This is a genomic window from Candidatus Limnocylindrales bacterium, assembly GCA_035571835.1.
Classification (GTDB): Bacteria; Desulfobacterota; Binatia; order UBA1149; family CAITLU01; genus DATNBU01.
This window is the reverse complement of record DATNBU010000010.1, coordinates 24,118-38,557: the sequence shown is the minus strand read 5'-3', so window position 1 is coordinate 38,557 and position 14,440 is coordinate 24,118. Positions and strand designations below refer to the sequence as shown.

Genomic DNA, 14,440 nt, shown 5'->3' with positions numbered 1-14,440 from the left:
CGCCACCCGGGGCGATTAGCACGCGCGCGCGGGCTTCGAAACGATCGTCTGCAACGAGGAGTGGCCGATCAGTAGCCGCGGAAGAGGTCGGCGACACGAATTCGCGCACCGGGGAACGCCGGTTCTATCTACCAGGCATCGATGCACGGCCGCTTCTTCCCGCTGCGCGGCAGAACCGGCGGAGCCGAGCGCAGTGCCGTCATGATCCAGCGGCGCGATTCGGCCGGATCGATCACGTCGTCGATTTCGAAGTACGACGCCATGCTGACGCCTTTTCCGATCTCGTACGCATGCGCGACCATCGACTCGAACAGCTCGCGGCGCGCGGCCGGATCCTCGACGGCGGCGAGCTCTTTCTGAAAGCCCAGCTTTACGGCGCCTTCGAGGCCCATGCCGCCGAACTCGCCGGTCGGCCATGCGACGGTGAACATCGGCGCGTGGAAGCTGCCCCCGGCCATCGCCTGCGCGCCGAGCCCGTAGCCTTTGCGCAGCACGATCGTGAAGAACGGCACCGTAAGGCTCGCGCCGACCACGAACATGCGCGACGCGTGTCGCACCATCGCACGCGCTTCGATCTCGGGCCCGACCATGATGCCCGGCGTGTCGCACAGCGACAGCATCGGCAGATCGTGCGCGTCGCAGAGCTGCATGAAGCGCGCGGCCTTGTCGGCACCATCCGGATCGATCGCTCCGGCAAGATGCGCCGGATTGTTGGCGAGCACCCCGATCGGACGGCCTTCGATGCGCGCGAGCGCCGTGACCATTCCCGTGCCGAAGTCGCGCCGAAGCTCGAGCAGCGAGCCTTCGTCGACGAGCGTAGAGATCACGCGGCGCACGTCGTAGATGCGAAGCCGGTTCTCGGGGATCGCGCTTCGCAGCAGGCGCTGATCGGCGGCCTTCCACTCGGTCGCCGGCCCCTGGAAGTACGACAGATACTGCTTGGCCGTCGCGATCGCTTCGGCTTCATCCGCCACTGCGATGTCGACGACGCCGTTGCGCGTCTGCACCGCCATCGGACCGACTTCGTCCGGATGAAACACGCCGAGCCCGCCGCCTTCGATCATCGCGGGACCGCCCATGCCGATGCTCGAGTTGGCGGTTGCGATCACCACGTCGCAGCAGCCGAGCAGCGCCGCGTTGCCGGCAAAGCAGCGGCCGGAGTTGACACCGACGAGCGGCACGAGACCCGATAGCCGTCCGAAGAACTGAAACGCGCGGCAATCGAGACCGGCGACGCCCGAACCGTCGGTGTCTCCCGGGCGCCCTCCCCCGCCTTCGGTCAGGATCACGACCGGAAGACGCTGGTCGTAGGCGATCTCGAACATGCGGTCTTTCTTGCGGTGGTTCTGCAGCCCCTGCGTGCCGGCGAGCACCGTGTAGTCGTACGACATTACGACGGCGCGCGACTTGTCCGCGGCGAAGCGGTCGCCGTTGATGCTGGCAAGGCCGCAGATCATCCCGTCGCCGGGCGTGCGGCGGATCAGATCGTCGAGACCGCGGCGGCGGCGCTGCGCAGCGATCACGAGCGAGCCGAACTCGGCAAACGATCCCGGATCGCAAAGGTCGTCGACGTTCTCGCGCGCGGTTCTCTGGCCGCTCGCGCGCCGCTTTGCGACGGCTTCGGGGCGCGCGTCGTCGGCGCCGAACCGATGCCGCGCCTGCACTTCGGCGAGATCCGGCCGGATGTGCGCGGGATCGACTTCCGCGTCGGCATCGCCGGCGTCTGCCTCGACGTGCGCCTCCTCGAGGAACACGAGCGGATGCGTTTCGAACACCGTGTCGCCGGCAGCGACGGTGACGAGGCGGCAGATGCCGGAAACGGGCGCGGTGACGACGTGCTCCATCTTCATCGCTTCCATCACCAGCAGCTCGCTGCCGGCGGCGACCCGGTCGCCGGCCGAGACCGAAACCTGAAGGATCGTGCCGAGAATCGGTGCGCGAACGGCGACCGTACCGTCGGGTCCGTCGACGCCGCCCGACGCGAAATCGGGGACAGACACCGATTTCCGGAAATCGGTGTCTGTCCCCGATTTATCCGGCGCAGCTCCAGCGCGCGGCGCCTGCGCCTTTCCGTGGTGGACCACGGCGAGCGGATCGAGCGCGTCCACGCGCGCTCCGACGGTCGAAGTCTTCGCCGACGGTTGAGTCTCCGCGGAAAACCCGGCCCCGCGACCGTCAAACCACAGCGCTCCCGGAAGCGACGCTTCGGCAGCGACGATCGCCGCAACGTGATCGTCGACGAACCTCGTCGTCATGCGACCGGCGATCACATCCGGCTGCGACAGAAGAGCCCGCAGAAACCCCGCGTTGGTCGGAACGCCCTCGATGCGAAACTCGCACAGCCGCCGGCGAGCCGCGGCAACCAGCGACGCGAAATCTGCCGAATCGACGTGCACGATGAGTTTCGCGAGCAGCGAGTCGAATGACGGCGACGTCGTATAGCCGGCGTAGCCGAACGTATCGACGCGCACGCCCGCACCGCTGGCCGGCTCGAATACCTCGAGCGTTCCGCCGCCCGGCCGAACCGAGCCGTCGGCATCGATCCTCTCCATGTTGATGCGAAGCTGAAGCGCGCTGCCGCGCGACGGCGGCACCTGCCCGGCCGCCAGACCGAGATCCTCGAGCTTTTTGCCGTCGGCGATCGCGAGCTGCATTCGCACGAGGTCGAGGCCCGTCACCGCTTCGGTCACCGTATGCTCGACCTGAAGGCGCGCGTTGGCTTCGATGAAGTACCATTCCGCGTCCGTGCCTCCGTCCGCCGCGACGAGGAACTCGAGCGTCGCGAGACTTCGGTAGTGACACGCCTCGGCCATCCGTATGGACGCCTCGAACAGGCGCTCGCGGAGACGCGGCGCAAGGTTCGGGCTCGGCGCGGCCTCGACGAGCTTCTGATGGCGGCGCTGCAGGCTGCATTCGCGGTCGCCGAGCGCGACCACCGAACGGCCGTCGCCGGCGACCTGCACTTCGATATGCCGCGCACGCGGGATCAGGCGCTCGACGTAGACGTCGCCGCTTCCGAACGCGGATCGGGCTTCGGACCGGCAGCGCGCGAGCGCGTCGGCAAGCTCGTCCGTGCTGCGGACGATTCGCATTCCGCGACCGCCGCCGCCCGATACGGCCTTGACGAGCATCGAGTCGCCCGACGGCAGCGCGGCGAAGAACTCACGCGCTTCGTCGTCGCCGACCGCGTGCGAGATTCCGCGGATCACCGGGACGCCCTGCTCTTCCGCGAGCTGGCGGGCGCGCGCCTTGTCGCCGAACAGCGCGAGCTGCGCGGGCGTCGGTCCGATGAACGCGATGTCGGCGTCGGCGAGCTGCATCGCGAGCGCCGCGTTCTCGCTGAGGAACCCATAGCCCGGATGCACGGCGTCGCACGAAGCTTCGCGCGCGACGGCCACGATGCGTTCGATGTCGAGGTACGCTTTCGGGCCGGCGGCGCCGAGCGCGATCGCGCGGTCGGCACGTGCGACGTGCAGGCAGCGCGCGTCGTCGGCCGAGTACACCGCGACGGTCTCGCATCCGTGTTCGGACGCTGCGCGCAGGATGCGAACCGCGATCTCGCCGCGATTGGCGACCAGGACGCGCTTTACCATCCGGCTCTCCAGAAGCCGATGTCGTCGTACTCGATGCTGTCGAGCGCCGGCGAGTTGCGCTGCGTGACGCCGCTTCCGAACCCGCCGAGGCCCTTGAGCTCGAACGCCAGACGTACCTGTAGCTCGTTCGGATTCCTGTCGCCCGGCCCGGTCAGGCCCGAGGCTCCCGGATTGACGCGGTCGACGACACCGAGCCCGACCGACCAGCAGTCGCACGACGACGTGAACGTGACGCCGACCGCCTCTTCGACGAACTTGTTGCCGGCGATGTCGTAGAGGCCCTTGAGCCCGAGCGCGAAATTCTTCGTGAACGCCAGGCGGGCGAGCATCTCGGTCGACTGCAGCACGTTGTTTTCGGAGGTATCGCTGCGCACGTACCGGTAGGCTGCGGCGATCTGCGAATTCTTGCCGCGCAGGAACGGACCGATCGGCCCGGTTTCCCACGAGATCGATGCGTTCGCGCCGCGGACCTCGGACGCCCCCACGTTGTACGAGGTCAGCGTGCGCACGGCGAAGCCGTGAAACGGCTGTACGAACGCAGCCAGGTCGATGTCGGAGAAATGCTCGCCGACCACGTTCTCGTTGTGCTCGTAGTTCACGACCTGCTGGCCGAGGTTGTACGTCTGGGACAGCGACAGCCGGCCGAACTCGAACGGAGCATGGCCCGCCTTGCCGGTGCCCGGCAGGTATTTCAGAAGGAATCGCGAATCGACGCCGTACGTGACGACGTCGCGTCCGTCGATCGCGTCGAGCCGGTCGAACAGCGGAATGTCGTCGTATTTTCCGAGCGCCACGTAGCGCATCCCGACGAACGGCTCGAGCGAATGGTAGAGGCCCGACCAGCGCGACGAATCCGTAAACGCGTATTCGCGCGCGAGCTTGGTGCGGGTATCGACGCCGCCCGACAGGATGCCGCGCGTCGGAAACGGATCGAGACGATCTTCCGGAGTCTCGTCCGGTGACAGAACCGTACGCGTCGTCATCGCGTAGGCGGTGCCGCGCCCGTTGGCCCACGCCTTGGCCCATACCGGACCGTCGGTCAGCAGAGGAAGCGCCATCGTCGAGACGAAGTCGACGCGCTCTCCGCTCGCGCCCTTGTCGCGCACGAACGCGGCGGCGCTCGAGTCGAACGCGAATGCGACCGGGCCGAAGTTGCGATCGGTCTGCAGCCACGCATTGAGCGGTTTCTGCACCGTGTCGCGCCGCACCGGATCGGACGACGAGTCGCGCCCGTGTCCATCGCCGACGGCGTGGTGCCGGGCGTCCTCGACGGTGAAGCCGACCAGGTCCTGGTATTCGGCCGTCTCGACGCCGCCCGCCGTGAAGCCGCGCGACGTGAACGCTCCGATCCGCGACGACGTGTAGCGCAGCGTGCGGCGCACGTCGCGCGACGGTGCATCGCTGTCGATCACGTTGATCTCGCGCAGGAAGCGCTGGTCGCCGACCCACATCACGTCGGCGTAGCCGGTCCACTTCGAAAGATACTCGCGATGAACGAGCTCGACCGAGCCGCGGTTTTCCGGCACGCCGACCGCCGGCGAACCGGCCTTCGGATCGCCGCGGATCGCCTCGTTGTAATACGACGCACGCAGCTCGCCCCAGCGCTTGCGCGACGGAGCGTAGCGATACATGCCGTCGACTCCGAGCCGCGCCGAGGTTTCGACCGCCGCGGTCATCGTCAGGTCCTGGTGCTTGTCGATCGCCCAGTAGGCCGGAAGATCGAAGACGAAGCCGCGATTGGTCGACGTGCCGACCGAAAACGGCAGCAGCCCCGACTGGCGCGTCTCCTTGGTCGGAAAGATCAGGTACGGCAGGTACAGCACCGGCACGCCGCGGATCTCCAGGTGCGGATTCCGCATGCGTGCGTAGTCGTCGAAGCGTACGTCGAGGTGCTTGCCGCGCAGCTCCCAGTCCGGCGGATGGCCGAGATCGGTATCGCACGTCGTGTAGTAGCCGTTCTGCACGACGACGTGACGGCCTTCGAGCTTCTTTACCTTCGAGCCGCCGAAGCGGCCGGGATCGTCGGTGAAGTGGACGTCGACCTCGTCGAGCCGGCCGGTTTCCTCGTCGACGTCGAGCTTCGCGCTCTTCGCGGTGGCCCGGTACTCGTCGGACTCGTAGACGACGTCGCCGGTGGCCTCGACCTCGCGCTCGCGCTGGTTCACGCGGACGTCGTTCGCGCGCAGCCTGGAGGTATCCCATTCGACCACCACGTTGCCGCTCGCGTGCGCTTTGCCGCCCTCTTTCTCGACTTCAAGGGAGTCGGCTTCGACCGTGATCGGGCTCTTCGCCGGCGTGCCGGCACCTGCGGCCGGCGTCGTTGCCGCGGGCGCTGCGGCGGGCTCGTTACCGTGGACGGCCGGAGCTGCGGGAGTCGCATCCTCCGCGGCCGGCTTCGCATCGCTCGGCGCCGGCGTCGCTCCCGGGATCGCGCCGGACGTCGACGGCGTGGCACTCTGGATCGTCGGAGAAGCACCCGCCCCGCCGGTCTCGACGCCGGCGTGGCTCACGGAAATGAGCATCAGCGGGCAGATGGCGAGCGAGCACGCGATCGCCCGCCGGCGCGTCAGCGTCCGTCGTGTGGAAGCATCAGTCGGCGAGGTCTTCTTCGAGAAGTTTTCCACCGGCCGCTCTGTATAGGTTCCCGAGAAGAAAGATGGAACCGGTCACGACGATGCTTCCGTGCGCAGCCGCTTCGCGCTCGGCGCGTTCGAGGGCTTCGGCCGGATCCGATGCGACGACGGCACCGGGAGCGCTCGCAAGAAAGCTCTCCGGCCGCTCGGCACGCGCCATCGGAAGAGCGGTCACGATGACCTTGTCGAACGCCGGTACCAGCATCCGGAGCATCTCGCGCCAGTCCTTGTCGGCCATCGCGGCGAACACGAGGACGCGCGGGCGGGACGGAGCCACCGCATCGAGCGACGCCGCCAGCGTCGCGACGGCCTGAGGATTGTGAGCGGCATCGAGCACGACCGGGCCGCTGCCGCGGCGGCGCGCGAGCACTTCGAGCCGCCCCGGCCAGCGGGCACTGACGATGGCTGCGTCGCGCGTACCGGGTGCCACGGGAAATTCACGCGCGAGCGCCGAGACCGCCGCAGCAGCCAGCGCCGCGTTGTGCGCCTGATGCGCTCCGGCCAGCACGTGCGTACCGGAATCGCTCGCGGCGGCGCCGCGCTGCGCCGCCACCAGCGGCTCGAACGGACCGAAGTCGCGGCCCCATGCCAGCCGCATCGCACCGACTTCCGCCACGCGCGCGGCAACGACCGCATCGGCAATTTCGTCCATGGCACCGGTCACGGCGGTCGCGCCGTGCTTGATGATCGCGGCTTTCTCAGCCGCGATGCCGGCGATCGTGTCGCCGAGAAACTCCACATGGTCGATCCCGATCGACGTCAGCACGGCCACGTCGCCGTGCACCACGTTGGTCACGTCGAGGCGCCCGCCGAGGCCGGCTTCGATGACGCCGATCTCGACGCGGCGCTCACGCATTTCGAGGAACGCCGCGAGCGTCGCGATCTCGAAGAACGTCAGCTCGGCGCCGGCGCGCGACGCTGCGCCCACGATCGTTTCGGTGTGGCGTACGACGGAGTCTTCGTAAATCGGCACGCCGCCGATGCGCGTGCGTTCACGAAACGACACCAGGTGCGGTGACGTGTAAAGGCCCGTGCGATAGCCACCGGCCCGCAGCGCCGACTCGATCATCGCCGCCGTCGAGCCCTTTCCGTTGGTGCCCGCGATGTGCACGGCGCGAAACGCACGCTCCGGATGATCGAGCGCGTCGAGCACCGGATCGAGACGCGAAAGCCGGAAGTCCATGCCCTTCTTCGCTTCGAGAGCGTAAAGGGACGCCAGCGTGTCCTTGTATGTGCGGGGCACCGGTTCGCCCGCGCCGCCCTAGTTGCGGGACACGGCGTCGATGCCGGCGCGAAGCTCGGCGACGAACTCGCGAGCCGCACCGACGGCGCCGGAGCGCCCCGCATCGAACATGCGGCGCACCAGCGCGGAGCCGACGACGACGAGCTCGGCGTAGCGCGCAACGTCGGCTGCCTGGGCCGCCGAGGAGATGCCGAATCCGACGCCGATCGGAAGCCCGGTCGCCTCGCGCGCTTTGGCGACGAGCGTTTCGATTCCCGCCGGCGCCGAAGACCGCGCGCCGGTCACGCCCGTCACCGAAACCATGTAGATGAAGCCGCTGGCAACTTCGGCGACTGCGCGCATGCGCTCGTCGTTGCTCGTCGGTGCAAGCAGAAAGATGTTGGCGAGGCCGTTCCTGCGGCACGCGGCGACCATGCCGGCGGCTTCCTCGGGAGGAAGATCGATGCACAGCACCGCGTCGGCGCCCGCCGCCGCCGCGTCGCGCGCAAACGTCTCTTCGCCGTAGTGAAGGAACGGATTGTAGTAGCCGAACAGCACCATCGGCACGTCGGTGCGTGCGCGCAGCCATGCGACGATCTCGAGCACGCGCGGCAGCGACGAACCGGCAGCGAGCGCGCGCTGGCTCGACTCCTGCACGACGACGCCGTCGGCGATCGGATCCGAGAACGGCACGCCGATCTCGATGACGTCGGCGCCGGCTTCGCAGGCGGCGAGCACGGCGTCGCGACTGGTCTCGAGATCAGGATCACCGATCGAGAAGAACGGCACGAGGCCGGCACGGCCGTCGGCGCGAAGCGCAGCGAGTTTTTCGTTGAGGCGTCTGGACACGTCTTGTTCCCCGGATCCTGGTTGTACGGCGATGCGTGCCCGGATCAGAGCTTCTGCCCGAGATAGTCGGCAACCGCCGGCATGTCCTTGTCGCCGCGACCGGACAGGTTCACGAGGATGATCTCGCTCTTTTTCATCTTCGGTGCCTCGGCGATCGCCCACGCAACTGCATGCGCGCTTTCGAGCGCGCAGATGATGCCTTCGGTGCGCGCAAGGAGCTGCAGCGCTTCGATGCATTCCTGATCGCCGACCGCGTCGTAGCTTCCGCGGCCGGTGTCGTGAAGCCAGGCATGTTCCGGTCCGACTCCGGGATAGTCGAGGCCGGGGGCGATCGAATGCGCCGGCAGGATCTGGCCGAGCTCGTCCTGGAGCAGGAACGTCTTCTTGCCGTGCAGCACGCCGATGCTGCCTCTGGTGATCGACGCCGAATGTGCGCCGGCATCGAGCCCGCGGCCCGCCGCCTCGACGCCGACGATCCGGACGTCCTTGTCGCCGACGAACGGGTAGAACAGTCCCATCGCATTGCTGCCGCCGCCGACGCACGCGACGAGCACGTCGGGAAGCCGTCCGCGCGCCGTCAGCATCTGCTCGCGCGCTTCGCGGCCGATGACCGACTGGAAGTCGCGCACCATCTGCGGATACGGATGCGGGCCCATCGTCGATCCGACGAGGTAGTAGGTGTTGGCGACGTTGGTGACCCAGTCGCGCATCGCTTCGTTGATCGAGTCCTTGAGCGTGCGGCTGCCGCTGGCGACCGGCCGCACGGTCGCACCGAGAAGCCGCATGCGGAAGACGTTGAGCGCCTGCCGCTGGATGTCCTCCTCGCCCATGAAGACTTCGCAGTGGATTCCGAACAGCGCGCAGACCGTCGCCGTCGCGACGCCGTGCTGGCCGGCGCCGGTCTCGGCAATGATGCGCGTCTTGCCCATGCGTTTGGCGAGAAGACCCTGGCCGAGGCCGTTGTTGATCTTGTGCGCGCCGGTATGGCAGAGGTCTTCGCGCTTGAGCCAGATTTCGGCGCCGCCGAGCTGATCCGACAGCCGGGCGGCGTGATACAGCAGCGTCGGACGTCCGGTATAGCCGGTGTTCAGCGCCGCGAGCTCCTGCTGAAAGCCCGGGTCGACGCTCCAGCGCGCGTAGGCCTCTTCGAGCTCGAGCAGAGCCGGCATCAGCGTTTCGGGAACGTAACGTCCGCCGAACTCGCCGAACTTGCCGCGTGCGTCGGGAAGTTTCGTCGCTGCTGGTTGCATGGCCTCTATTACTCCAATCCGCCTTCACCCAAGGCCGGGACCGGCACCGGTTTTCGGATCCGGTGCATGTCCCCGAGGTTACTGCTCGCGCCGGGCCTCGCGGATAAACTCCGCGATCGCGTTCGCATCCTTGATGCCGGGCGCCGACTCGACTCCGCCTGCGGTATCGACGCCGAACGGCCGAAAGCGCGCGACCCTATCAGCGACGTTTCGTGGAGTCAGCCCGCCGGCAAGGATGGCATCGGCAAGATCGAGCCCGTCGAGCATCTCGTCGTCGATCGCGAGGCCGCTTCCGCCGCCGCTTCCGTGATCGACGAGCAGGCGATAACCGGCGCCGCGCGACTCGAGGAAGCGATCGCGCATCGCAAGCGCCGCTTCGGCCGCCAGACGGTCGGAGACGGCAACCGCACGGATGGTCGGAACGTTCCAGCCGGCCACATCATCGGTGCTCTCGCCGCCGTGGAACTGCACTCCGCCGAGGCTCACCTCGTCGACGATGCGCCGCACTTCGTCGCGCGGCGCGCGAACGAACACGCCGAACGCGAGCTCGCCGGGCCGCAGCACCGAGACGATTTCGCGCGCAGCTTCCAGCCTGCAGCAGCGACGGCTTCCGGTCCAGAAGTTGATGCCGATCGCATCGGCGCCGGCATCGAACGCCGCCCTGGCATCCTCGGGCCGCGTGACGCCGCAGATCTTGACCCAGGTTGGCATGTCGCCGCTTCCTCGTATTTCCGTTTGCCGCCGGCCGAGCCAACCGCTATCCAGCCAGCCCGCTATCCCGTAACCAGCGCGTGAAGCGCGGCGCCGGGATCGCCCTGCTTCATCAGCGACTCGCCGATGAGGAACGCATCGACTCCGATCGCTTCCATGCCGGCCAGCTCGGCAGCCGAATGAAATCCGCTCTCCGACACCAGCGTCACGTCGTCGGGGCAGATCGCGGCCAGGCGGCGCGTGGTATCGAGCGAGGTCTCGAACGTGTGAAGGTTGCGGTTGTTGACGCCGATGAATCTCGCGCCGGTTGCGATCGCGCGCTCGAATTCGCTTTCATCGTGAACTTCGACGAGCACGTCGAGGCCCTGCTCGCCCGCCGCCGACGCCAGCTCGCGGATCTGTGCGTCGCCGAGCGCGGCGACGATCAGCAGCACGCAGTCGGCACCCGACGCGCGCGCCTCGGTCAGCTGATACGGGTCGAGGATGAAGTCCTTGCGCAGCAGCGGGATCGTCGACGCCGCGCGCACCGCCTCGAGATCAGCGAGGCACCCCTGGAAGAACGGCCGGTCGGTCAGCACCGAAATGCAGCGGGCGCCGGCCTGCTCGTACTGGTGCGCATGCACCGCCGGATTGAAGTCGGCGCGGATCAGCCCCTTCGACGGCGAGGCCTTCTTGATTTCGGCAATGATCGTGCGGCCACCGACCTGCACCTGGTCGAGAAACCCGCGGCGGCCTTCGGCATACAGCGGCCGCTCGCGAAGCGCGCGCTCGCTCGTAGCGGATTTGGCGGCGGCAACTTCCTTCCGCTTGCTGTCGAGGATGCGATCGAGAATCACGGCGTCACTTCCGCTTCGGCTTCAGGCTCAGCCGCTGAGCTTGCGATTCGCTGCGAGCATGCGACGAACGCATCGAGCACCTGCACCGCCTCGCCGCTCGCGAGGATTTCGCGCGAACGCGCAACGCCGCCGGCGAGCGATTTCGAAATGCCGGCAACGAAGATTGCCGCTCCGGCGTTGAGCGCGGCGGCATCCGACTGCGGCCCGCTTACTCCGCCGAGCACTGCGCGCAGCAGCCGCGCGTTCTCGGCCGCATCGCCGCCGGCAAGATCCGCCGGCGAGCAGCGACGCATCGCGAAGTCTTCCGGCGAGACCTGATAGGAGCGGATCTCGCCGCCGTGGAGCTCGACGACGGATGTCTCGCCTGCCGGCGTGATCTCGTCGCTGCCGTCGCCGCCGTGCACGACGAGCACGTGCTCACTGCCGAGACGGCGGAGCACCTCGGCAACCGTCACCAGCCACTCGCGCGAGTACAGGCCGATCACCTGCCGGCGCGCTCCGGCCGGATTCGACAGCGGCCCGGTCAGGTTGAACATCGTGCGGAAGCCGAGCTCGCGGCGTACCGCTGCAACATGACGGACTGCGGGATGGTACGTCGGTGCAAACAGGAACGTGATGCCGCACGTGTCGAGGCATCGCCTCGCCGCGTCCGGACCGAGATCGACGACTGCGCCGGCGGCTTCGAGCACGTCGGCGGCGCCGACTTTTCCCGACGCCGCGCGGTTGCCGTGCTTGGCGACCTTTGCGCCGGCCGCGGCAGCGACGAATGCCGCTGCCGTCGAGACGTTGAACGTCCCGAGGCCGTCGCCTCCGGTGCCGCACGTGTCGATGACGTCTCCGCCGGCCGGAAGCGTGACCGCCCGCTCGCGAAGCACGCTGACCGCGGCCACGAGCTCGTCGACCGTCTCGCCCTTGGCCCGAAGCCCGGCAAGAAACGCTCCGATCTGGGCCGGCGTCGCCACGCCGTCCATGATCTTCGTCATCGCATCGGTCATCTCGGCGGACGTCAGGTCCTTGCCGGAGACCAGTGCGGCCAGCGCCCCTTTCATGACCGCTCGATCTCGGCCGCATGCGCGAGGGCGGCCATCATCGCCCCGCACTTCTCGCCGCACTCGGTCTGCTCGCGCTCCGGGACGGAGTCGGCGACGATCCCGGCACCGACCTGGACGTAGGTCTTCTCGTTCTTCACCAATACGGTGCGGATCGCGATGCAGGTATCGAGATTACCAAAGAAATCCACGTAGCCGACGGCGCCGCCGTAAAGCCCGCGCCGGGTCTTTTCGACCTCGTCGATGATCTGCATGGCACGCACCTTCGGAGCGCCGCTGAGCGTTCCGGCCGGGAACGTCGCGCGGAACGCGTCGAGGCAGTCCATGCCGTCGCGAAGCCGTCCGGAGACCAGCGAGACGATGTGGTGCACGTGCGAGTAGCGCTCGATCACCATGCGCTCGTCGACCGAGACCGAGCCGATCTCGGCGACCCTGCCGACGTCGTTGCGGCCGAGGTCGACCAGCATGATGTGCTCGGCCTGCTCCTTGGGATCGGCCAGCATGCTCGCGACCAGCGCCTCGTCTTCCTCGGGCGTCGCGCCGCGGCGGATCGTGCCGGCAATCGGGCGCACGGTGATGCGCCGGTTCTCGACCCGAACCATGACCTCGGGAGACGACCCCACCGCCACCTCCGCGCCAAGGTCGAGGTAGAACAGGTACGGTGACGGATTGATGGTGCGCAGCGCGCGGTAGATCGAGAACGGATGCGTCGCCAGCGGCGCCTCGAGGCGCTGCGAGACGACGACCTGGAAGATGTCGCCCGCGGCGATGTACTCGAGCGAGCGTTCGACCGACGTCTCGTATTCTTTCGTGGTGCAGTTGGAGACCGGCGTCACCGGCTCGTGCCGGCTCGGCGTCGGAAGCGGAACGCGCGACGTGCGCAGACGCTCGACGGTGCGCTCGACCGAATACGACGCGCTCGCGTACGCATCGTCGACACTGCCGTGGTCGGCCAGCACCGCGAGCGAGACGACCTTCATCGTGTGCGTGACGTTGTCGAACAGCACGAAATTGTCGGCGATCAGCCCGGCAACGTCGGCCACGCCGAGATCGTCGACGTTACCGTCGGGAAGCCGTTCAACGGTGCGCACGAGATCGTACGACAGGTACCCGACGAATCCGCCCGCGAAGCGCGACAGTCCCGGCACGTGCGCGGGCCGGAACGGTGCGAGCACCTTGCGCAGCGCATCGACCGGATCGCCGTCGATGGTTTCGACTGCGCCGTTCCTGCGCGAGACCGTCATCACGCCGTCCTTCGCGCGAAGAGTCATCAGCGGGTCGCTGCCGAGAATGCTGTAGCGTCCCCAGCGGTCGCCGCCCTCGACGCTCTCGAGCAGGAAGCCCTGCCCGCCCCGGTGCAGCTTGAGGAAAGCCGACACCGGCGTATCGAGATCGGCCGCGATCTCCCGATAGACGGGGATCGTGTTCGCCTCCGCCGCCAGACGGCGGAAGCCTTCGAGGTCAGGGACAAGCGACATCCGGCCTGTTTAGCCGAAGGGGGATGCGGGGGGAAAAGTGCCGGCGGTCCTGACGCGGCCCGCCACGAATGGCCCGGTCGCGGCCGTCCCCGGATTGCGCGAAAACCGCCCGATTTCCGCGGCACCGTTGACTGCGGCGTCGGAACGTTGTGGATGCGAGCCACCGAAACGGAGGAAGACCCATGACGACCATGAACGAGTTCAACGCGAAGATCATCGACGAGTTCCGGGCAAACGGCGGCAAGGTCGGCGGCATGTTCACCGGCGCCCCGATGCTGCTGCTGCACTCGAGGGGCGCGAAGTCGGGCAAGTCGTACACGACGCCGCTCGTCTACCTGGCCGACGGCGACCGCTGGGTGATCATCGCTTCGAAGGCTGGAGCGGCGACGAACCCGGACTGGTTCCACAACCTCGTCGCGAATCCCGAAACCGAGATCGAGGTCGGCAGCGAGAAGGTCAAGGTCCGCGCGGAAGTCGTGGGCGAGGCCGAACGCACGCGCCTGTACGATAAGCAGGCGTCGATCATGCCGCAGTTCGCCGAGTACAAGCAGAAGACGAGCCGCGTAATTCCGGTTGTCGCGCTAAGCCGAGTCATCTGACGCGGTAACCAACTCTTGCAACTCGCGTTTATGCCGGCGATGGCATTGCGCGTAGGTCTGCGCATCGGAACGATCCGGCGTGCACGAGCTGGTCCATCTTCACTCTTCAGAACGCGCCGCGGCACTACGGTTGCCGCAGGCGACTTTGGCCCCGCTGGGAGGCGCGGGCATTGACCTGTGTAGCCCATAGGATACGCTGTCGTGCGTGTCCAGATCACGG

Annotated in this window: 10 protein-coding genes; 1 reads left to right on the top strand and 9 read right to left on the bottom strand. The window is 67.8% G+C overall.

Annotated elements, in window-relative coordinates:
• Positions 1–128 precede the first annotated feature (128 nt).
• The 9 genes from VN634_03710 to trpE form a co-directional block, all read right to left on the bottom strand.
• Positions 129–3,593 (bottom strand): carboxyl transferase domain-containing protein, encoded by a 3,465-nt coding sequence (locus VN634_03710; protein ID HXC49964.1) that lies wholly within the window; start codon positions 3,591–3,593, stop codon positions 129–131.
• Positions 3,587–6,217 carry an LPS assembly protein LptD gene (lptD, locus tag VN634_03705; GenBank protein HXC49963.1) on the bottom strand — a complete coding sequence of 877 codons (2,631 nt, stop codon included), beginning with the start codon at positions 6,215–6,217 and terminating at the stop codon, positions 3,587–3,589. Before lptD ends, VN634_03710 begins: the two co-directional genes overlap by 7 nt.
• Complete coding sequence (locus VN634_03700) at positions 6,183–7,469, bottom strand: Mur ligase family protein (GenBank protein ID HXC49962.1); 1,287 nt, start codon at positions 7,467–7,469, stop codon at positions 6,183–6,185. Before VN634_03700 ends, lptD begins: the two co-directional genes overlap by 35 nt.
• A gap of 18 nt (positions 7,470–7,487) precedes the next feature.
• Positions 7,488–8,297: a tryptophan synthase subunit alpha gene (trpA, locus tag VN634_03695; protein HXC49961.1), complete on the bottom strand. Its 810-nt coding sequence runs from the start codon at positions 8,295–8,297 to the stop codon at positions 7,488–7,490.
• A 44-nt stretch (positions 8,298–8,341) separates the two neighbouring features.
• Complete coding sequence (gene trpB, locus VN634_03690; GenBank protein ID HXC49960.1) at positions 8,342–9,547, bottom strand: tryptophan synthase subunit beta; 1,206 nt, start codon at positions 9,545–9,547, stop codon at positions 8,342–8,344.
• Between the two features lie 78 nt (positions 9,548–9,625).
• Positions 9,626–10,258, bottom strand: a complete 633-nt coding sequence (locus VN634_03685; GenBank protein ID HXC49959.1) for a phosphoribosylanthranilate isomerase — start codon at positions 10,256–10,258, stop codon at positions 9,626–9,628.
• Positions 10,259–10,320: 62 nt separating this feature from the next.
• On the bottom strand, positions 10,321–11,094 hold the full coding sequence (trpC, locus tag VN634_03680) for an indole-3-glycerol phosphate synthase TrpC (GenBank protein HXC49958.1): 774 nt from the start codon (positions 11,092–11,094) through the stop codon (positions 10,321–10,323).
• Positions 11,091–12,143, bottom strand: coding sequence for an anthranilate phosphoribosyltransferase (gene trpD / locus VN634_03675; protein ID HXC49957.1), 1,053 nt, complete (start codon positions 12,141–12,143; stop codon positions 11,091–11,093). The genes trpC and trpD overlap by 4 nt, the downstream gene beginning before the upstream one ends.
• A complete protein-coding gene (gene trpE, locus VN634_03670) occupies positions 12,140–13,621 on the bottom strand; it encodes an anthranilate synthase component I (protein ID HXC49956.1) in 1,482 nt (493 codons plus the stop codon). Before trpE ends, trpD begins: the two co-directional genes overlap by 4 nt.
• Positions 13,622–13,803: 182 nt before the next feature.
• Between trpE and VN634_03665 the strand changes: the two genes are divergently transcribed.
• Positions 13,804–14,220, top strand: coding sequence for a nitroreductase family deazaflavin-dependent oxidoreductase (locus tag VN634_03665; GenBank protein HXC49955.1), 417 nt, complete (start codon positions 13,804–13,806; stop codon positions 14,218–14,220).
• Positions 14,221–14,440 lie beyond the last annotated feature (220 nt).